Consider the following 19,226-nt stretch of genomic DNA (forward strand, 5'->3'; position numbering starts at 1 on the left):
GCTCCTACAAAGGCCACCCGCCTTCTCAGGCGGGTGGCCTTTTTTCTTCAAGGTACTGGACGCGGCGCAACGCGGCTGGCGATGGGAGGGCTGCGGTAGTCCGGCAGCAGCTTGCACGTGTCGCCGTACGCAGCCTCGTAGCCTTTGCACAGCGCTGCCACTTTCTGCGGCGTGGGCTTGTCGTTCTTGTCGATCCAGTTCAACAGCGCGGTGAACAGGGCCGGGTACTGCGGATCGCTCAGGTAGCTGTGCTCGGATTCGTCGCTGAAGTTCTGCACCAGCAGATGGCCCGTGCCTGCGCGCTCCAGCGTGTCGCGGTAGCTCGACTCCAGTTCGACAAAGGCGGTGGGGTCGTTGATCGCATGCAACGACAACACCGGCATATGGATGCGCCCGGTCGGGTCGCTGTCTTTCGCCAGTTCGGCCACGGCGGCCGGGTCGGCGGTGTAGCGCAGCACGCCGGCGTTGAGCGCGGCGTCGTCCGTCGACCCCCTGTATTGCACGCCCGCGGTGGTGAAAGGATTGCGGTTGCCCAGCCGCAACTGCGTGAGATCGCGGAACAGCCAGGTGGCCCAGTTCAGGTGGGCGATCAACGAGCGTTCCGGGATGCGGATCACGTTGACGATGTTGGCCAGGTTGGCCCTCTGCTGCTCGGTGCGTTGCGCTGCGGGCTTGCGCACACCCGTGCATTCGTCCACCCGGTTGGCCAGTTCGGCGCGCGTGAGCTTGGCGTCCATCGGCAGGCCTTGCCACAGCGGGTACTGCGGCTCGTCCGGCATGGGGTGGTTCTTGCAGACGTATTGGTAGACCACGCGCAGGTCGATGCGGAAGTTGTAGGTGCTGGTGCCGCCGCCCAGCATGCCGCTGGTGAGCAGCACGCCGTCGTAGGGTCCTTTGACGGTGCCGCCGGGGCCGCTTGCAGTGGCATACAGCTCCGCACCCTTGGCCGCGACCGATCCGCCATAACTTTGCCCGTGCAGGATGGTGCGGCGTGGTGGTCCAAAGTGGGCCACGAAGTGACGGCGCAAGCGCTCGGTGTCTTCCGCTGCCATGCTCACGCCGAAACCGCCTCGGCGGTACGAGGCGCCTGCCCAGGCGTAGCCGGCCTTGACCGTGACGGCCCAGCGCTTGAGGTCTTCCTGGCTGCGTTCGGGCTTGGCGGGGCCGGTGTCGGCAGGGCCGCCGTGCGCGTGCATCACCAGCACACCGGACCCGGGCTTCCACTGGGCGGGCAGGGCGATCCAGTAGAAACCTCCGAGCCCATCTTCGCCTGTGTAGCAGGTCGCGCCCGCAGGCACTTCACTGGGGCAGGCCCGGGGCGCGGGTGCGGTGGGTGTCTGGGCGGTGGTTGGGGCTGTGTGGAGCGCCAGCGCCGAGAATGCCAAGCAGGCGAGAGGGTGGATGCGCACTGGTGGTCTCCTTCGTGGTGTTCGGATCCATCGCACGATAGGCCTGCATTCACCCTGGGTCAAATATACTGAAACGCCACTTTCGATACGTTGAAGATATGGAGATCCGGCACCTGCGTTACTTCATGGCGGTGGCCGAGGCCGGCCACATGACGCGCGCGGCCGAGCGCCTGGGCATCCAGCAGCCGCCGCTGAGCCTGCAGATCAAGGCGCTGGAGGCCGCGTTGGGCGTGGCCCTGTTCCACCGCCATCCCAAGGGCGTGACCTTGACCGATGCAGGGCGTTTGTTCGAGATCGAAGCGCGCCAGTTGCTGGACGACATGGCCGCCATGGAGCAGCGCATGGCCCGCGTGGCGCGAGGCGAGCTGGGCGTGCTGCACGTGGGTTTCACCAGCTCAGCGGCGGCCCACGCCTTCACGCCCGAAGCCTTGCGCGCCTGCCGCCGGGCCTGGCCGGGTATCGCGCTGTCGATCCGCGAAGACCACGCGGCCGGCATCACGGCGGCGGTCGAGGCCGGGCGCCTGCATTGCGGATTGATCCGCGTGCCGGTCTCTCAGCCGGAGAACCTCACCTTCGAGGTCTTGCTGCGCGAACCGGTGCTGGTGGCCTTGCCCGTGGACCATGCGTTCGCAGGCAGACGCTCATTGGTGCTGTCGGATCTGCACGAAGATGCCTTCATTCTGGTGCGCCAACCCGGCGCCCCCGGGCTGTATGCCAATCTCCTCGCGCTCTGCGAGGCGCAGGGTTTTCGCCCGCGCATCGCGGCCGAGGTGGAGCGCATGGTGACGAGCCTCAACCTGGTGGCCGCGGGTGCGGGCATCGCGGTGGTGCCCGCCTCCATGCGCGGGTTGCATCCACATGCGGTGGTCTATCTGCCGCTGGCCGACGGTACGCCGCTGGACGCGCCGCTCACCCTGGTCTACCGCACGGCCGACGCCACGGGCCCGGCCGCGCATTTCCTGAAGATCGCGCGCGACACCGCGCGCAAGGCACAACCACGCCCGAGACGCGGGCGGACCGCATGAGACCCTCCCGCAGGCAAGCGTTGGCGGCGATGCTCGCGCTGGCGGGTGCTAGTCGCCCGTGGCCCGCCACGGCGCAAGCCGTGTGGCCCTCCCAAGCTCTGCGCATCATCGTGGTGTACCCACCGGGCGGGCTCAGCGATGGCATTGCGCGCTCATTGGCCGAGCGTCTGGTATGGCAGCTCGGCGTGCCGGTGCGGGTGGAGAACCGCGGTGGTGACGGTGGCAGCGTGGGCCTGCAAGCGCTGGCGCGCGCCCCCGCAGATGGACACACCCTGGCTTTCTCGGCAATCAGCCCGCTCACGCTTCGGCCGCATCTGGGGCCTGTGGCGTACGACCCTTTGCGCGATATCGCGCCTGTGGCCAGCGTCATGTTCACCCCGGTGCTGCTGGTGGGCACGCCCGCGTTCACCGGGCGCGATTTTTCCGACGTCCTGGCGCAAGCGCGGGCCCATCCGAGCGTTTTGCGCTGGGCCACGTCCGGCGTGGCCACGGCCGGTCATCTGGTGCTGGAGCAAGTGCAGTGGGGCGCGGGTATCGCGGTGACGCACGTGCCCTACAAGGGAGGTGGCCAGCAGCTCAACGATGCGCTGGGCGGGCAGTTCGAGCTTCTGTCCACCAATGTGGCGCCTGCGCAGTTGAGCCACGTCCGCGCTGGGCGTTTCAAGGCGCTGGCGGTCGGTGCGCCGCACCGTCTGGATGTGTTGCCGCAGGTGCCGACGTTTGCCGAGCTCGGTCTGCCGCAGGCGAACATCACCTCTCTCTTCGGCTTGTTTGCGCCGGGTGGTACCTCGCTGGAGGTGTTGGACCGCTTGAACAGGGAGATCAATGCGGCGACTCATACGCCGGCGATCCAGGAACGCCTGCTGAATTCGGACAATCTACCCGCCGTCGGTGACAGGGCTGCTTTCGTGCGCCGCATCCATGCGCAATGGCGCAGCAACCGAGCTCTCAAGAGCGTCCGCATTCGCCTTGAGTGACGCGATTGCCAGCATCCGGCAGAAGGGAGCTCAGTCTTTCAAATCGAAGCAGAAACCCGAGTACGACTCGACGTCCATCCCTTGCGCATCAGGAATTACCATGCCTTTGCCCAGGTTGTCCCAGGCGTCGCGCTTGAGATAGCCCAGCGCGGTAACCGATTCCACGAAAGTTTCGCGGGCCTGCACACGGTAGGGGCAGAAGGCAGTACCAATGCTGTTGAGTGTGAAAAACGATTGTGTCTCGTGAATGGGTGTGGTGTTGACCACAACGCGGCGCGGCATGCGGCGCAGGCCTTTGAGCATGTCCGACAAGGTCAAGGGGAGGTACTGCAGACTGCCCGAAGCAAACAGCACGTCCTGGCCATCGAGATCTTCATACCGGTCGGTGAAGTGCAAGGAACCCTCGGGCGCGCGCGCTTGCGCCAGTTCGCGGCCTCGGACCACAACCGCTGGCACATCGCACACGGTCCAACGGATGTCCGGCGGGAATCCGATCGCACGGCGAAAGGCGTAGTACTTCACGCCCGTGTGGCCGCCTAGATCAAAGAAGGTCCGCATGCCATCCCCCAGGGACCGAAGCAGCCAGAACATGGCAGGATAGTCCCGCGGGCTGATGGCGCTTACATAGGCGATGTTCGCAGATTCCTCGTTGTCGTAGCCCAGGTGCAGGCTGGGCGGGGCACTCGCTGCCGCCGCTTCGAACGTGTCGTAGACCCCCATGAAGAGGTTTTGATCGACGTTCTTGAGAAACCGTTGCCGATGGGCGCTTTGGCTGATGTTGCGCAGGACCGGCAGCTTGTCCAGGCGGTTGATCGCCTGATGCATCGTGTTCACCCAGGTCATTTTTCCCTCTCGTTGGCGTCTGTGTTGGGCGCGGGATTGCCGGGTGATTCTAGGGGGGCGCTGTCTGCACAGCCGGCAAAGGCGCCAACGGCACTGCCGATCCGCCTCAGCGGGAGGTCTCGCCCGCCTGCAGCGGCACGCGCCGCGCACCATTGAAACGCTTGTTCCAATAGGCCATGCGCATGTCTTCCATTCGCACCTGCGCACCGCTGCGCGGGGAGTGGATGAATTTGCCGTCACCCACGTAGATGCCCACGTGGCTGAAGGCGCGGCGCATGGTGTTGAAGAACACCAGGTCGCCGGGTTTGAGATCGTTGCGGTCAATGGTCTGGGTGGCTGCGGCTTGCTCGTCCGAACGGCGCGGCAGGATCTTGCCCAGCGATTGTTCGTAGACGGCGCGTACGAAACCGCTGCAATCGAAGCCGGTTTCGGCGCTGTTGCCCCCGTAGAGGTAGGGCACGTCGAGGAAGGCCATGGCGTTGATGACCAGACTGGACGCTTGCTCGCTCACGGTGTCTCGCGCCTGTTGCACTTGATGGCCGAGACGAGCCATCAGGCCTTTCTCGTTGAGCAGGTTGTCCATGTCTTCATAAGCTGAGTTGCCCGGCGCGGCGTGTGCCATGACCGAAAAGCTCAACAGAAGAAGGGGTGCCCAACGCGACATAGCGGCCGAGGGTATCGGCGTCGCTGCTTGAAGTCAAGCGAGATTTGGAAGGCAACCCTTTGATTTACATGGGGTTTCGGGTCAGGTGCCATCGGTCCGGAGCGATCGCGCGTTCGTCGCCCTGCGCGACACTGCCAGAATCGGGGCTACCTCGAACCCGCCGATGTGAAAGAAAAAACCATGCTGCTGGATGCAACCGATTCCCAACTCGTGCTGGTGGACTACCAAGCCCTCCTGATGCCTGTGATCTTTGAAGCCCCGCTGGTGCTGGCCAATGCCTTGCGGCTGGCGCGCACGGCGCAACTGCTGCGCGTGCCCACCTTCGGCACCGAACAGAACCCGGAGAAACTCGGATCCAACGCCGCCGAACTGCGTGGGTTGTGCCAGAAGACCTTGTCCAAGATGGCGTTCAGCGCGGCTTCTGAAGGCTTGGTCGAGTGGTTGCGGCCACCCGTCAAGCAAGGAGGGAATGCGCGCAGCCTGCCCAAACACCTGCAAAAAGCGGCGGCCGAGTCGGTTGTCGAACGCCAGACCGTGGTGGTGGCGGGGTGCGAGGCGCACGTCTGCCTGCTGCAGACGGCGCTGGAGCTGATCGAACAGGAGTTCGACGTCTGGGTCGTGACGGACGCCTGCAGCTCGCGCACCGAGCGCAACCGCGATGCCGCGTTTGACCGGCTGGCGGGCGCGGGCGCCGAGCTGGTGACCACCGAGATGGTGGCCTTCGAGTGGCTGCGCACCGCCGATCACCCGGCGTTTCGCGACGTGCAGGCCTTGATCAAGTGAAACGTCTGCGGGGCGTTTTCGGCGTGCCCCGCGGTGTCAGGCTGCCGAAAGCTGTCTGACAATAATTATGAATTCAGATTCAACCGAACGACGCCCCGAAGGACACACCATGAGCAAGCCTGAAGGCTACGCCGAGTTTTACCGCCGCTCCATCGAAGACCGCGACGCGTTCTGGAGCGAGCAGGCCGCGCTCGTGGATTGGCACAAGCCGTTCGACCGCGTGTGCAACGCCGACCAGCCCCCCTTTGTTCACTGGTTCGAGGGCGGATCAACCAACCTGTGCCACAACGCCGTGGACCGGCACCTGCCAGCGCGTGCCGACCAACCCGCCTTGATCTACGTGTCGACCGAGGTCGAGGTCGAACGCACCTACAGTTTTCGCGAGTTGCATACCGAGGTGCAACGCATGGCGGCGGTACTGCTGGGGCAGGGGGTAAAGAAGGGCGATCGGGTGTTGATCTACATGCCCATGATCCCCGAGGCGACCTTCGCCATGCTGGCCTGCGCGCGCATCGGGGCCATCCATTCGGTGGTGTTCGGCGGCTTTGCCAGCCATTCGCTGGCCAACCGCATCGACGACGCGGAACCGGTGGTGATCGTGAGCGCGGACGCGGGTTCGCGCGGCGGCAAGGTGGTGCCCTACAAGCCCCTGCTGGACGAGGCCATTCGCCTCTCCCGCCACAAGCCGGCTTCGGTGGTCCTGGTCAACCGGGGCCTGGCGCCCATGGACCTGAGCGCGGGGCGCGACCACGACTACGCCGCGCTGCGCGATCGGCATCTGAACGACCAGGTGCCGTGCGAGTGGCTCGACGCGACCGCCATCAGTTACACCATCTACACCAGCGGTACCACGGGCAAGCCCAAGGGCGTGCAGCGCGACACTGGCGGCTATCTGGTGGCGCTGGCCGCGAGCATGAAGCACATCTTCATGGGGCAACCTGGCGAAACTTTTTTCTCCACCAGTGACATCGGCTGGGTCGTGGGCCACAGCTACATCGTCTACGGCCCGCTGATCGCCGGCATGGCGACCATCCTGTACGAAGGCCTGCCGATCCGGCCCGACGGCGGCATCTGGTGGCGCTTGGTCGAAAAGTACAAGGTCTCGGTGATGTTCAGCGCGCCCACGGCGGTGCGCGTGCTCAAGAAGCAGGACCCGGCCTATCTGAAGCAGTACGACCTCTCCAGCCTCAAAAGCTTGTTCCTCGCGGGCGAGCCGCTGGACGAGCCGACCGCGCGCTGGATCAGCGAGAGCCTGGGTGTGCCCATCATCGACAACTACTGGCAGACCGAGAGCGGCTGGCCGATCCTGACCATTGCCAATGGCGTGGAGAAGAAGCCCAGCAAGTTCGGCAGCCCGGGTGTGCCCATGTACGGCTACAACGTCAAGCTGCTGCACGAGTCGACCGGTGAAGAGCTGACCGGTGCGAATCAAAAGGGTGTGGTCGTGATCGACGGGCCGACGCCACCGGGCTTCATGCAGACGGTGTGGAAGGACGACGCGCGATTCGTCCAGACGTACTGGAAAAGCATTCCCGACAGGCTGGTCTACAGCACGTTCGATTGGGGCATTCGCGACGACGACGGCTATTTCTACATCCTGGGGCGCACCGATGACGTGATCAACGTCGCCGGCCACCGCCTGGGCACGCGCGAGATCGAAGAGAGCATCTCCAGCCATGCCAATGTGGCCGAGGTTGCAGTGGTGGGCGTCGCAGACACGCTCAAGGGGCAGGTTGCCATGGCCTTTGTGGTCGCCAAGGACGCTTCGGCGCTGGGTGATGAGTCCAGCCGCCTGAAGCTGGAGGGCGAGATCATGAAACGCGTGGACGAGCAGCTCGGCGCGGTGGCGCGTCCGTCGCGGGTGCGTTTCGTGACCTTGCTGCCCAAGACGCGCAGCGGGAAATTGTTGCGCCGCGCCATCCAGGCGGTGTGCGAAGGCCGCGACCCGGGGGACCTCACGACCATGGACGATCCCAGCGCGCTACAACAGATCAGCGACTCATTCCGCTGAGGGGCGGGCTCACCCCGAGAGCGGGGCTGATTTCGCTCGCGGACGATGGCCGCGTGGGTTCGATGTAAGTATCATTCATGCTTATATTCACACGAGCGACACAAGCCATGGAACAAATGATCGCGTCCGAAGGCCAGGTGGAAAAAGTCCGCGTGTTCGAGCTCGCGGCCGAGCTCTTCGGGGTGCTCGCCACCCCCATGCGGCTGCGCATCCTGAGCGCGCTCTGTGACACGGAAAAGTCCGTCTCCCAGCTGTTGCAGGAAATCGACACGACGCAGCCCAATTTGTCGCAGCACCTGAACCTGCTCTACAGGGCCGGTGTGCTGGCCAAGCGCAAGGAAGGCACGCAGGTGATCTACCGTGTGCAAAGCGAAAAGGCGGTCACGCTGTGCCGCACGGTGTGCACGCAGATCGCAATCGAGATGGACGAGCCCAGTTCCGTGCCGGCCTCCGAGCGGCTCTCGCCCCGCGCTTCTTCCTGACGGAAGTCGCATCTTGTTGCACGAGGGCATCGCGACGGTGGCACAATCGCCCGCTGCAGTCAGGTCCTTCCACAGTCACTGTCGCATCCGCCTAACGGTCCAGCCGTGCCGCGGAAGGTTTTTCTAACCAGCTTATGTTTCCTGAAGGGAAACGGAGGTCAGCGGATTTATGAGCGATTCCCAATCGAACGGGGGCAACGTGTATGTTGCCTACAAGGGCAACTCGTACCTCTTCGGCGGCAACGCGCCGTACGTGGAAGAGATGTACGAAAACTACCTGGACAACCCAGGCAGCGTGCCCGAGAACTGGCGCGGCTACTTCGACGCCTTGCAGAATGTGCCGGCCGGTGATGGCACCGACGCCCGAGACGTTCCCCACCTGCCGGTCATCAACGCCTTCGCCGAGCGCGCCAAACAAGGTGGTACCCGCGTGGTCCAGGCTGCTGGCGCAGACTCCGAACTCGCCCGCAAGCGCACCGCCGTCCAGCAGCTCATTGCCGCCTACCGCAACGTCGGCGCCCGCTGGGCCGATCTGGATCCGCTGAAACGCGCCGAGCGTGCCCACATCCCCGAGCTCGAACTCTCGTTCTACGGCTTCACCGATGCCGACCTCGAGACCGTGTTCAACACCAGCAACACGTTCTTCGGCAAGGAAACGATGTCGCTGCGCGATCTGCTGAACGCGTTGCGCGAGACCTACTGCGGCTCCATCGGCGCCGAGTACATGTACATCACCGACCAGGCGCAGAAGCGCTGGTGGCAGGAGCGCCTGGAAGCCACGCGCACCAAACCCGCGTTCAACGCCGAGAAGAAAAAGCACATCCTCGACCGCCTGACCGCGGCCGAAGGCCTGGAGCGCTTCCTGCACACCAAGTACGTCGGCCAGAAGCGTTTCTCGCTCGAAGGTGGCGAGAGTTTCATTGCGTCCATGGACGAGCTGATCCGGGAAGCCGGCCAGGTCGGTATCCAGGAAATCGTCATCGGCATGGCCCACCGCGGCCGCCTCAACGTGCTGGTCAACACCCTGGGCAAGATGCCCAAGGACCTGTTCGCCGAGTTCGACCACACCGCGCCCGAAGACCTGCCTTCGGGCGACGTGAAGTACCACCAGGGCTTCAGTTCCGACGTGACCACCCCTGGCGGTCCGGTGCACCTCTCGCTCGCCTTCAACCCTTCGCACCTCGAAATCGTGAACCCGGTGGTCGAAGGCTCGGTGCGCGCGCGCATGGACCGCCGCGGCGATCCGCTGGGCAAGCAGGTGCTGCCCGTGCTGGTGCACGGCGATGCGGCCTTTGCCGGTCAAGGCGTGGTGATGGAAACCCTGGCGCTGGCCGAAACGCGTGGCTACAGCACCGGCGGCACGGTGCACCTGGTGATCAACAACCAGATCGGCTTCACCACCTCCGACCCGCGCGACAGCCGCTCCACGCTGTATTGCTCCGACGTGGTGAAGATGATCGAATCGCCGGTGCTGCACGTCAACGGCGACGACCCGGAAGCGGTGGTGTTCGCCACCCAGCTCGCGCTGGAATTCCGCATGGCCTTCCAGAAGGACGTGGTGGTCGACATCGTGTGCTTCCGCAAGCTCGGCCACAACGAGCAGGACACCCCGAGTCTGACCCAACCGCTGATGTACAAGAAGATCGCGGCCCACCCCGGCACGCGCAAGCTGTACGCCGACAAGCTGGCCGCGCAAGGCCTGGGCGACACGCTGGGCGACGACATGGTCAAGGCCTACCGCGCCGCGCTGGACGACGGCCGCCACACCGTCGACCCGGTGCTGACCAACTTCAAGAGCAAGTTCGCGGTCGACTGGAGCCCGTACCTGGGCAAGAAGTGGACGGATGTCTCCGACTCCGCCATTCCCATGGCCGAGTGGAAGCGCCTGTCCGACCGGCTCACGGCCATTCCGGACAACATCACCCCGCACCAACTGGTGAAGAAGGTGTACGCCGACCGCGCGGCCATGGGCCGTGGCGACATCCCGGTGGACTGGGGCATGGGCGAGCACATGGCCTTCGCATCGCTCGTGGCCAGTGGGTTCCCGGTGCGCCTGTCGGGTGAAGACTGCGGCCGTGGCACGTTCACGCACCGCCATGCGGTGATCCACGACCAGAACCGCGAGAAGTACGACGAAGGCACCTACGTGCCGCTGCAGAACGTGGCCGACAACCAGGCACCGTTCGTGGTGATCGACTCCATCCTGTCCGAAGAGGCCGTGCTCGGTTTCGAGTACGGTTACGCCTCGAACGACCCGAACACGCTGGTGGTCTGGGAAGCGCAGTTCGGCGACTTCCTCAACGGCGCGCAGGTTGTGGTCGACCAGTTCATCGCTTCCGGCGAAGTGAAGTGGGGCCGTGTGAACGGCCTCACCCTGATGCTGCCGCACGGTTATGAAGGCCAGGGTCCGGAGCACAGCTCGGCGCGCCTGGAGCGCTTCATGCAGCTGGCCGCCGACACCAACATGCAGCTCGTGCAGCCCACCACGGCCAGCCAGATCTTCCATGTGCTGCGCCGCCAGATGATCCGCGGGCTGCGCAAGCCGCTGATCATCTTCACGCCCAAGTCGCTGCTGCGCAACAAGGATGCGACCTCGCCACTGTCCGAGTTCACCAAGGGCGGTTTCCAGACCGTCATTCCGGAGCAGAACGCCGACGTGGTGAAGAAGGCCGAGAAGGTCAAGCGCGTCATCTGCTGCTCGGGCAAGGTGTATTACGACCTCGTGAAGAAGCGCGAAGAGCGCGATGCGGACGACGTGGCGATCTTGCGGGTGGAGCAGCTGTACCCGTTTCCGCACAAGGTGTTCGGCGCGGAGCTGCGCAAGTACCCCAACGCCACCGACATCGTGTGGTGCCAGGACGAGCCGCAGAACCAGGGCGCCTGGTTCTTCGTGCAGCACTACATCCACGAAAACATGCTCGATGGTCAGAAGCTGGGCTACGCCGGGCGCACCGCGTCGGCATCACCTGCCGTGGGTTATGCCCACTTGCACCAGGAGCAGCAGAAGGCGCTCATCGAAGCTGCTTTCGCCAAGCTCAAGGGCTTCATCCTCACCAAGTGAACCGGATGACCGGGCCGGCCCCATGGCACTGATGCCGTGTGGCTGGTCTGTCCGACGCACCCCACAAAATTCCAGGTAGAACACACATGGCAATCGTAGAAGTCAAAGTTCCGCAACTCTCCGAATCGGTGGCTGAAGCCACCTTGATGACGTGGAAGAAGAAGGCCGGCGAAGCCGTCGCCGCGGACGAAATCCTGATCGAGATCGAAACCGACAAGGTCGTGCTGGAAGTGCCCGCGCCCGCTGCGGGCGTGCTGGCGGAACTGGTGCAGGGCGACGGCGCGACCGTGGCCGCCGAACAGGTGATCGCGCGCATTGACACCGCTGCGGTGGCTGGCGCTGCCGCACCAGCGGCCGCGCCCGCACCGGTCGCCGCTCCAACTGCAGCAGCGCCCGCTGCCGTCGCTGCGAGCGCTCAGTCCAAGGCAGGTGTGGCCATGCCCGCTGCCGCCAAGCTGATGGCCGACAACAACCTGGCTGCCGGTTCGGTGGCTGGCACCGGCAAGGACGGCCGCGTGACCAAGGGCGACGTGCTGTCGGCCGTGGCCGCGCCCAAGCCTGCCGTTGCGGCTCCGGTGGCGATTTCAACCGGCGCGCCCACCAAGGTGCTGCCGCAAGTGCCGACCGTGGCGCCCGACCTGGGCGACCGCCCCGAAGAACGCGTGGCCATGACCCGCCTGCGCGCCCGCGTTGCCGAGCGCCTGCTGCAATCGCAGTCCACCAACGCCATCCTGACCACGTTCAACGAAGTGAACATGGCCCCCGTGATGGAGATGCGCAAGAAGTTCCAGGAGAAGTTCGAGAAGGAACACGGCGTCAAGCTAGGCTTCATGAGCTTCTTCGTGAAGGCGGCGGTGCACGCGCTCAAGAAGTACCCGATCATCAACGCCTCGGTCGACGGCAACGACATCGTCTATCACGGCTACTTCGACATCGGCATTGCCGTCGGGTCGCCGCGCGGCCTGGTGGTGCCTATTCTGCGAAATGCCGACCAGATGAGCTTTGCAGACATCGAGAAGAAGATCGCCGAGTTCGGCCAGAAGGCCAAGGACGGCAAGCTGGGCCTGGACGACCTCACCGGTGGCACGTTCTCCATCTCCAACGGCGGTACCTTCGGCTCCATGCTGTCGACCCCGATCATCAACCCGCCGCAGTCGGCCATCCTGGGCGTGCACGCCACCAAGGACCGCGCGGTGGTGGAGAACGGCCAGATCGTGGTCCGTCCGATGAACTACCTTGCCATGTCGTACGACCACCGCATCATCGACGGCCGCGAAGCCGTGCTGGGGTTGGTCGCGATGAAGGAAGCGCTGGAAGATCCGGCGCGCATCCTCTTCGACATCTGATCGAAAACTTTGCTTGCCAACGCCCCGCCAGGGGCGTTGGCCCTTTGAATTCAGGAAAACAACATGTCCCAAGCATTTGACGTCGTCGTCATCGGCGGTGGTCCCGGCGGCTACATCGCGGCCATCCGTGCAGCGCAACTCGGTTTCAAGGTGGCCTGCATCGACGAGTGGAAGAACGCGGCCGGGGGCCCGGCACCGGGTGGTACCTGCACCAACGTCGGCTGCATCCCCAGCAAGGCCTTGCTGCAGTCCTCCGAACATTTCGAGCACGCGAACAAGCACTTCGCCGACCACGGCATCAGCGCCACCAACGTGAAGATCGACATCGCCAAGATGATCGGCCGCAAGGACACGGTGGTGAAGCAGAACAACGATGGCATCCTGTACCTGTTCAAGAAGAACAAGGTCACTTTCTTCCACGGCCGCGGCTCGTTCGTGAAGGCGGTCGAGGCCGGCTACGAAATCCAGGTTGCAGGCGCAAAGGAAGAGGTCATCACCGGCCAGCAGATCATCGTGGCCACGGGCTCCAATGCCCGCGCGCTGCCGGGTGTCCCGTTCGATGAAGAGACCGTGCTGTCCAACGACGGCGCGCTGCGCCTCGGCGCCGTGCCCAAGAAGCTGGTGCTGATCGGCTCCGGCGTGATCGGCCTGGAAATGGGTTCGGTGTGGCGCCGCCTGGGTTCCGAGGTCACGGTGCTCGAAGGACTGCCCACCTTCCTGGGCGCGGTGGACGAGCAGATCGCCAAGGAGGCCAAGAAGGCCTTCGACAAGCAAGGTCTGAAAATCGAGCTCGGCGTGAAGGTCGGCGAGGTCAAGACCGGCAAAAAGGGTGTGAACGTGGCCTACACCAACGCCAAAGGCGAGGCGCAGAGCCTCGATGCCGACAAGCTGGTCATCTCCATCGGCCGCGTGCCCAACACCATCGGCCTGAACGCCGAAGCCGTGGGCTTGCAGCTTGACGAGCGCGGCGCCATCGTGGTGGACGCGGAATGCCGCACCAGCCTCAAGGGCGTGTGGGCCGTGGGCGACGTGGTGCGTGGCCCGATGCTGGCGCACAAGGCGGAGGAAGAGGGCGTGGCGGTGGCAGAACGCATCGCGGGCCAGCACGGGCACGTCAACTTCAACACAGTGCCGTGGGTGATCTACACCAGCCCGGAAATCGCGTGGGTGGGTGAGACCGAGCAGCAGCTCAAGGCGCGCGACGCCAAGTACAAGGCCGGCACCTTCCCATTCCTGGCCAATGGCCGCGCGCGCGCGCTGGGTGACACCACCGGCATGGTGAAGTTCCTGGCCGATGCCGCCACCGATGAAATCCTGGGCGTGCACATCGTCGGCCCGATGGCCTCCGAATTGATTTCCGAAGCCGTGGTGGCCATGGAATTCAAGGCCAGCGCCGAAGACATCGCGCGCATCTGCCACGCACATCCTTCGCTGTCGGAAGCGACGAAGGAGGCCGCGCTGGCGGTGGACAAGCGCACGCTGAACTTCTGAGCCGGCGCAGGTCTTGAGCGTTCGCAGCATCTACGAAGCCGCGCTCCGTGAGCGCGGCTACACGTCCGACCCCGCTCAGGAGCGGGCGGTGGAAGCGCTCGAGCGCTGCGCGTCCGAATGGACGGTATACAAACGCAAGCGTTCCAACTCGCTGAAGAAGCTGTTCATCAACCCCGACATTCCGCGAGGCGTCTACATGTACGGCGGCGTGGGGCGGGGCAAGAGCTTTTTGATGGAGTGCTTCTTCGAAGCTGTACCGCTGCGCCGCAAGACGCGCCTGCACTTCCACGAGTTCATGCGCGAAGTGCACCGCGAGCTGCGCGACCTGCAGGGCCAGGCGGATCCTTTGGACGAACTCGGCGCGCGCATCGCCAAGCGGTACAAGCTGATCTGCTTCGATGAGTTCCACGTGGCCGACGTCACGGACGCCATGATCCTGCACCGCTTGTTGAACGCCTTGTTCAAGGCAGGCGTGGGATTCGTCACGACCTCCAACTTCCACCCGGACGGCTTGTACCCGGACGGCCTGCACCGCAACCGCATCCTGCCTGCCATCGAACTGCTGAAGGAGCGGCTGGAAGTGCTCAGTGTGGACAACGGCACCGACTACCGTCGGCGCACCCTGAACCACATCCAGCTCTACCACTGCCCGCTCGGGCCGCAGACCGACGCGGCGATGGAGGAGGCCTTCCGTGCGTTGGCCGACGTGGGCGACCAGGATCCGGTCATGCATATCGAGGCACGGCAGATTCAAGCGGTCAAGCGCGCCGGTGGTGTGATCTGGTTTGATTTCCGCACGCTGTGCGGCGGACCGCGTTCGCAGAACGACTATCTTGAGATCGCGAGCCAGTTCCACACGCTGATGCTCTCGAACGTGCCGCAGATGGCGGTGCGCCAGGCCTCCGAAGCGCGGCGCTTCACCTGGCTGGTGGACGTGCTGTACGACCGCCGGGTCAAGCTGGTGATGTCGGCGGCGGTGCCGCCGGAAGAGCTTTATGTCGAAGGCCCGATGTCGCACGAATTTCCGCGCACGGTCTCGCGCCTGACCGAAATGCAGTCGCAGGAATTCCTGTCGCTCGAGCACCGGTTGGTGGACACCGGCTTGACTTGACCTCACCGGCCCGGGGAACAGCAGCCGCCGTCTCGCCGGCGAGCGTGCATCAGTCCAGAGGCATCAAGGGTCCGCCGGCTGCGCCGGCCCGAGATGCCGTCCCCCTCGAAGCGCCGAAGGCGCGCCACAGAGGGGGAAGCCGCGCAGCGGCGCAGGGGGGTGTTCTGTATTCAGTCGAGCGGTTCGAGCTTCACGATCGCCAGCGACAGGTTGTCCCCCATGCCCTTGGCGCGCGTGCGCGCCTTCTGGATCAGGAACTCGCAGGCCTCGCGCGGTGGCAGCATGGCCAAGGTGCTCGAGAGTTCTTCCGGGGTGAAGTAATGCCAGATGCCATCGCTGCACGCCATCAGCGCGTCTCCCGCGCTCAGGTGCGGCACCACGTGAAGGTCCACCGGGGGATCGTTTTCGGTGCCCAGGCAGCCCATGAGGATGTTGGCGTGGGGATGGTCCAGCGCCTCTTCTTCGGTGATTTCGCCTTGGTTCACCAGCGACTGGACATACGAGTGGTCCTGGGTGCGGAACACCATCCGGCCGTTGCGGAAGTGGTAGATGCGCGAATCGCCCGCGTGCACCCAGTGGCAGTCGCCGGCCGGGTTGATCAGAAAGGCCGCGACGGTGCTGTGGGGTTCCTGCTCGGCCGACACGGCGGTGAGCTTGATCACCAGATGCGACTCCTCGACGATCTGGCGCAACAGGGCCGTGGCGTCATCGGTGTCGGGGTCGTAGCGTTCGAACAACTGCTTGGCCGTGAGCATGACCTGGTCAGAGGCCTTGCGCCCGCCGCTGCGCCCGCCCATGCCGTCGGCCAGCACAACCATCATGCAGGCGCTGCGGGGATGGCTCAGCAGGTTGACCTGGTCTTGCTGGTAGTCGCGGTCGCCCCGGTGAATGCCGGTGGAGGCCTGGATGCGGTAGCCTTTGGACATGGGTGGTATGGATGTGGTGTGCGAGGCAGAAGAGGCACGCAATGGTAGCCCCATATGCGAGGCATGCAGCCATGCCGATCTCGTTAGTGTGAAGCCCTGCGCGCTGTGGAGCTGAGCATGCAAACATCCCTCGCGGCCCTGCTGCTTCAACTTGGAATGGAACCGGCTTGAGCGAACTGGAAAACAAGGTGGCCGCGGCTTTCGACGTTGCTGGCCCGTTGGCGCAGAAGCGCGGCGCATGGCGGGAGCGACCCGGCCAAGGGGCGATGGCTGCGGCCGTGGCACGCGCCATCGAAGCCGGCGAATCTCTCGCGGTCGAGGCGGGAACCGGTGTCGGCAAGACCTTGGCCTATCTGGTACCGGTGCTGCTGAGCGGGCGCAAAGCCTTGTTGTCCACGGCCACCCAGGCGCTGCAGGACCAGCTTTTCACGCGTGACATTCCGCTGGTGGTGCGTGCCCTGGGACTGCCGGTGCGCGCCGCTGTCTTGAAAGGGCGGTCGAGCTACGTCTGCCTGCACCGGGTGGAGCAAGCTTTGCATGGGACCGCATCCAGCGCATTGCGCGACCCCGCGATCGCGGCAGGATTGGCGCAGGTGCTGCGCTGGGCGCAAGGGTCGCGCAGCGGTGATCTGGCGGAGTTGGCGGGGTTCGATGAGCAGACACCCTGGCGAGCGCTGATCACCTCGACGCGGGACAACTGCGTGGGCACCCCATGCCCGCGCCACGCGCAATGCCACGTCAACCGGGCGCGCCACGAAGCCTTGTCCGCCGAGTGGGTAGTGATCAACCACCACCTGTTCTTCGCCGATCAGCTGCTGCAGGAGGCCGACGTGGCCACGCTGTTGCCCTCGGCCGAGGTGGTGGTCTTCGACGAGGCGCACCAATTGAACGACACCGGCATTCCCTTGCTCGGTCATTCGGTGGACGCTGGGGCTTTGCGCGAGCTGGCGCGCGACATCGCCCGCGAAGGTCCGCAGGCGGCGCGTGGACAGCAGCCGTGGGCGCATCTGGCCCTGGTGTTGGAGCAGGCCACGCGCGGTGTGGCCATGGTGCCCCGCTCGCGCGCGTCAGGTGCGCGGCATCGGTGGTCCGGTGCATGCCCGCAGGATGTGGACCTGGCCGCGTGGACGCAGGCGGGCGGTGTGCTGGACCAGGCGCTGCGCGAATGCGGCGTCGCCTTGCAGGCGACGTCCGAGGCGTCGCCCGGCCTGCGGCGCCTGTTGTCGCGGGCAGGTGCCTTTCGCGCGCTGTGGCGTGCCCTGCGCTCGGGCGCCGAGGCGAACGGGCTGACCCATACCGCCCAGTGGGTGGAGTGGGGCGCCGCTGGGCAATGGCGCGTGGTGCGCGCGCCAGCCGACGCATCGGCCTTGTTTCAGCATCTTCTCGGTGACATCTCGGTGCAGCGGCCGCGCAGTTGGGTGTTTTCGTCGGCCACGCTGGGTGGTGACGATGCCCTCAGCTGGTTCACCCGGGGCCTGGGTCTGGAGGGCATGCCGCACCTGCGCACGCTGCGCGTGCCGAGTCCGTTCGATCACGCGGCGCAGGCCGCTCTGTACGTGCCCGAGCACCTGCCCGAACCCGGCGACGAAGCGCACACCGCCGCATTGGCGGAAGCGGTCGCCCGCTGGGCCTCGCGCCTGGGTGGACGCACGCTCGTGCTGACCACGACATTGCGCGCCGCCGCGCAACTGGCACAGCATCTGCGCACCCGCTCGGAGCAGGGGCTGTGCGCGCCCTTGCAGGTACTGGAACAGGGCCGGTTGTCCAAACGCGCGTTGCTGGAGCGGTTTCGACGGGAAGCGGACCATGCCCGCGTGATGGTGGCTTCGGCTTCGTTCTGGGAGGGCGTGGATCTCGTGGGTGACGCGCTGCAACTGCTGGTCATCGACAAGCTGCCGTTTCCACCGCCGGACGACCCCCTCATGCAGGCGCGGGGCCAGCGGTTCGAGGCGCAAGGTTTGAGCGCCTTCGACGACGTGTGGATGCCGCACACCGCGATGGCCCTGAAGCAGGGCATGGGCCGGTTGATCCGTTCGGAGAGCGATCGCGGCGTGCTGGTGATCGGCGACCGGCGCTTGCTGACGCGTGCCTACGGCAGCCGTCTGCTGGCAGCCCTGCCCGAGATGCGCCGGCTGCTGGACGAAGCCGATATGGACGCGGCGCTCGACGCGCTGGTGCTTACCAGATCTTCCACCACGGGCCGGACGACGACTTGAAGCCTTTGCTCAGGTACTCGCTCTGCGGGTAGTTGGCCTGCATGACGCGGCGCGCGTCGTCGCGCAACTGCACCATGCCCAGCGCATCGTAGGAACTCACCACGATGAACAGGGCCTCTTCGCTGGCGGGGGCCTCGGCGTAGTCCGTCAGCGCGGTTTGCGCGCGGTTGATGGCGGCCACGTAGGCGCCACGGCTGTGGTAGTAGCGCGCCACATGCACTTCGTATTGGGCCAGCGAGTTGACGATGTACGTCATGCGGCTGCGGGCGTCGGGGCTGTAGCGCGAGTCCGGGAAGCGTGTGACGAGTTCGCGGAACGCCTCGAACGACTCCTTGGCCGCCTTCTGGTCGCGCTCGGAGAGGTCCTGGCGCGCCAGCGCACCAAAGAGGCCCAGGTTGTCGTTGAAATTCACCAGGCCCTTCAAATACAGCGCGTAGTCCAGCGCGGGGCTGGCCGGGTGCAGCTTCTGAAAGCGGTCGATGGCCGCCAGGGCCTGGGCCTGTTCGCCCGCCTTGTAATGGGTGTAGGCCTTGTCGAGCTGGGCTTGCTGGGCCAGCGGTGTGCCGGCTGCGCGCCCCTCGAGTTTCTCCAGCAGCGTCACCGACTTTTCGTAGTTGCCCGCGGCGCGCTCCTCGGTGGCTTCGCTGTAGATGCGGTTCGGGCTCCAACCAGCGGTCTCGTCCACCTTGGTGGTGCTGCACGCGCTCAATGCGAGCACACACGCCATGGCATAAGCGGGCACAGCCGATAATCTGAACGTCAACATCACGGGCGTACCTTTACAAGGAATCAATGGGATTGGCAGCGCAAATTATATCGACGGGGGGTCTCGGGGCTGCCCTCGCGCAGAGCGGGGAGGGCGAGCCTGTTGCACCCGGTGA

General features: G+C 65.2%; 15 protein-coding genes. 10 read left to right on the forward strand and 5 right to left on the reverse strand.

The features are described from left to right. Positions 1–47: 47 nt before the first annotated feature. Positions 48–1,409 carry an alpha/beta hydrolase family protein gene (locus tag F9K07_RS13240; RefSeq protein ID WP_236581947.1) on the reverse strand — a complete coding sequence of 454 codons (1,362 nt, stop codon included), beginning with the start codon at positions 1,407–1,409 and terminating at the stop codon, positions 48–50. Positions 1,410–1,507: 98 nt separating this feature from the next. Here F9K07_RS13240 and F9K07_RS13245 point away from each other — a divergent pair, with 98 nt between their 5' ends. Beyond that, positions 1,508–2,434, forward strand: a complete 927-nt coding sequence (locus tag F9K07_RS13245) for a LysR family transcriptional regulator (protein WP_159593790.1) — start codon at positions 1,508–1,510, stop codon at positions 2,432–2,434. Further along, positions 2,431–3,411, forward strand: coding sequence for a Bug family tripartite tricarboxylate transporter substrate binding protein (locus F9K07_RS13250; RefSeq protein ID WP_159593792.1), 981 nt, complete (start codon positions 2,431–2,433; stop codon positions 3,409–3,411). Before F9K07_RS13245 ends, F9K07_RS13250 begins: the two co-directional genes overlap by 4 nt. 30 nt (positions 3,412–3,441) lie before the next feature. Here the strand turns inward: F9K07_RS13250 and F9K07_RS13255 are convergent, their stop codons facing one another. Both F9K07_RS13255 and F9K07_RS13260 read right to left on the reverse strand, forming a co-directional pair. Beyond that, positions 3,442–4,236 carry a TIGR04325 family methyltransferase gene (locus tag F9K07_RS13255; RefSeq protein WP_159596922.1) on the reverse strand — a complete coding sequence of 265 codons (795 nt, stop codon included), beginning with the start codon at positions 4,234–4,236 and terminating at the stop codon, positions 3,442–3,444. 124 nt (positions 4,237–4,360) lie between these two features. Next, positions 4,361–4,918, reverse strand: a complete 558-nt coding sequence (locus tag F9K07_RS13260; RefSeq protein WP_159593794.1) for a C40 family peptidase — start codon at positions 4,916–4,918, stop codon at positions 4,361–4,363. Between the two features lie 180 nt (positions 4,919–5,098). On the opposite strand from F9K07_RS13260, the gene F9K07_RS13265 reads away from it, so the two are divergent. The 7 genes from F9K07_RS13265 to zapE all read left to right on the forward strand — a co-directional run bounded on the left by F9K07_RS13265 (position 5,099) and on the right by zapE (position 15,203). Then, positions 5,099–5,701: an isochorismatase family protein gene (locus tag F9K07_RS13265; protein WP_159593796.1), complete on the forward strand. Its 603-nt coding sequence runs from the start codon at positions 5,099–5,101 to the stop codon at positions 5,699–5,701. Between the two features lie 109 nt (positions 5,702–5,810). Next, positions 5,811–7,712, forward strand: a complete 1,902-nt coding sequence (locus tag F9K07_RS13270; RefSeq protein WP_159593798.1) for a propionate--CoA ligase — start codon at positions 5,811–5,813, stop codon at positions 7,710–7,712. Positions 7,713–7,819: 107 nt separating this feature from the next. After that, on the forward strand, positions 7,820–8,194 hold the full coding sequence (locus F9K07_RS13275; RefSeq protein ID WP_159593800.1) for an ArsR/SmtB family transcription factor: 375 nt from the start codon (positions 7,820–7,822) through the stop codon (positions 8,192–8,194). Positions 8,195–8,363: 169 nt separating this feature from the next. After that, positions 8,364–11,255 carry a 2-oxoglutarate dehydrogenase E1 component gene (locus F9K07_RS13280; RefSeq protein ID WP_159593802.1) on the forward strand — a complete coding sequence of 964 codons (2,892 nt, stop codon included), beginning with the start codon at positions 8,364–8,366 and terminating at the stop codon, positions 11,253–11,255. 86 nt (positions 11,256–11,341) lie between these two features. Further along, positions 11,342–12,601, forward strand: coding sequence for a 2-oxoglutarate dehydrogenase complex dihydrolipoyllysine-residue succinyltransferase (odhB, locus tag F9K07_RS13285; RefSeq protein WP_159593804.1), 1,260 nt, complete (start codon positions 11,342–11,344; stop codon positions 12,599–12,601). Between the two features lie 63 nt (positions 12,602–12,664). Beyond that, complete coding sequence (gene lpdA, locus F9K07_RS13290; RefSeq protein ID WP_159593806.1) at positions 12,665–14,092, forward strand: dihydrolipoyl dehydrogenase; 1,428 nt, start codon at positions 12,665–12,667, stop codon at positions 14,090–14,092. A 13-nt stretch (positions 14,093–14,105) separates the two neighbouring features. Beyond that, a complete protein-coding gene (gene zapE, locus F9K07_RS13295; protein WP_159593808.1) occupies positions 14,106–15,203 on the forward strand; it encodes a cell division protein ZapE in 1,098 nt (365 codons plus the stop codon). Between the two features lie 170 nt (positions 15,204–15,373). On the opposite strand, the gene F9K07_RS13300 is transcribed toward zapE, so the two are convergent. Then, entirely contained in the window at positions 15,374–16,129 is a 756-nt protein-coding gene (locus F9K07_RS13300; RefSeq protein WP_159593810.1) for a PP2C family protein-serine/threonine phosphatase, read from the reverse strand. A gap of 167 nt (positions 16,130–16,296) precedes the next feature. Between F9K07_RS13300 and F9K07_RS13305 the strand changes: the two genes are divergently transcribed. Next, positions 16,297–18,345 (forward strand): ATP-dependent DNA helicase, encoded by a 2,049-nt coding sequence (locus tag F9K07_RS13305; protein WP_159593812.1) that lies wholly within the window; start codon positions 16,297–16,299, stop codon positions 18,343–18,345. Here the strand turns inward: F9K07_RS13305 and F9K07_RS13310 are convergent. Beyond that, the gene (locus F9K07_RS13310; RefSeq protein WP_442907425.1) at positions 18,308–19,072 is read right to left on the reverse strand and encodes an outer membrane protein assembly factor BamD; all 765 of its coding nucleotides are present in this window, start codon (positions 19,070–19,072) and stop codon (positions 18,308–18,310) included. The genes F9K07_RS13305 and F9K07_RS13310 overlap by 38 nt on opposite strands. Positions 19,073–19,226 lie beyond the last annotated feature (154 nt).

It is taken from the genome of Hydrogenophaga sp. BPS33, assembly GCF_009859475.1.
Classification (GTDB): domain Bacteria; phylum Pseudomonadota; class Gammaproteobacteria; order Burkholderiales; family Burkholderiaceae_C; genus Hydrogenophaga.

Excerpts from the sequence above, each read along its gene's own strand:
- F9K07_RS13310 (WP_442907425.1), bottom strand. The coding sequence starts at position 19,072 with ATGGCGTGTGTGCTCGCATTGAGCGCGTGCAGCACCACCAAGGTGGAC.
- F9K07_RS13300 (WP_159593810.1), bottom strand. The coding sequence starts at position 16,129 with ATGTCCAAAGGCTACCGCATCCAGGCCTCCACCGGCATTCACCGGGGC.
- F9K07_RS13260 (WP_159593794.1), bottom strand. The coding sequence starts at position 4,918 with ATGTCGCGTTGGGCACCCCTTCTTCTGTTGAGCTTTTCGGTCATGGCA.
- lpdA (WP_159593806.1), top strand. The coding sequence starts at position 12,665 with ATGTCCCAAGCATTTGACGTCGTCGTCATCGGCGGTGGTCCCGGCGGC.
- F9K07_RS13245 (WP_159593790.1), top strand. The coding sequence starts at position 1,508 with ATGGAGATCCGGCACCTGCGTTACTTCATGGCGGTGGCCGAGGCCGGC.
- F9K07_RS13280 (WP_159593802.1), top strand. The coding sequence starts at position 8,364 with ATGAGCGATTCCCAATCGAACGGGGGCAACGTGTATGTTGCCTACAAG.
- F9K07_RS13265 (WP_159593796.1), top strand. The coding sequence starts at position 5,099 with ATGCTGCTGGATGCAACCGATTCCCAACTCGTGCTGGTGGACTACCAA.
- F9K07_RS13275 (WP_159593800.1), top strand. The coding sequence starts at position 7,820 with ATGGAACAAATGATCGCGTCCGAAGGCCAGGTGGAAAAAGTCCGCGTG.
- odhB (WP_159593804.1), top strand. The coding sequence starts at position 11,342 with ATGGCAATCGTAGAAGTCAAAGTTCCGCAACTCTCCGAATCGGTGGCT.
- F9K07_RS13250 (WP_159593792.1), top strand. The coding sequence starts at position 2,431 with ATGAGACCCTCCCGCAGGCAAGCGTTGGCGGCGATGCTCGCGCTGGCG.
- F9K07_RS13255 (WP_159596922.1), bottom strand. The coding sequence starts at position 4,236 with ATGCATCAGGCGATCAACCGCCTGGACAAGCTGCCGGTCCTGCGCAAC.
- F9K07_RS13270 (WP_159593798.1), top strand. The coding sequence starts at position 5,811 with ATGAGCAAGCCTGAAGGCTACGCCGAGTTTTACCGCCGCTCCATCGAA.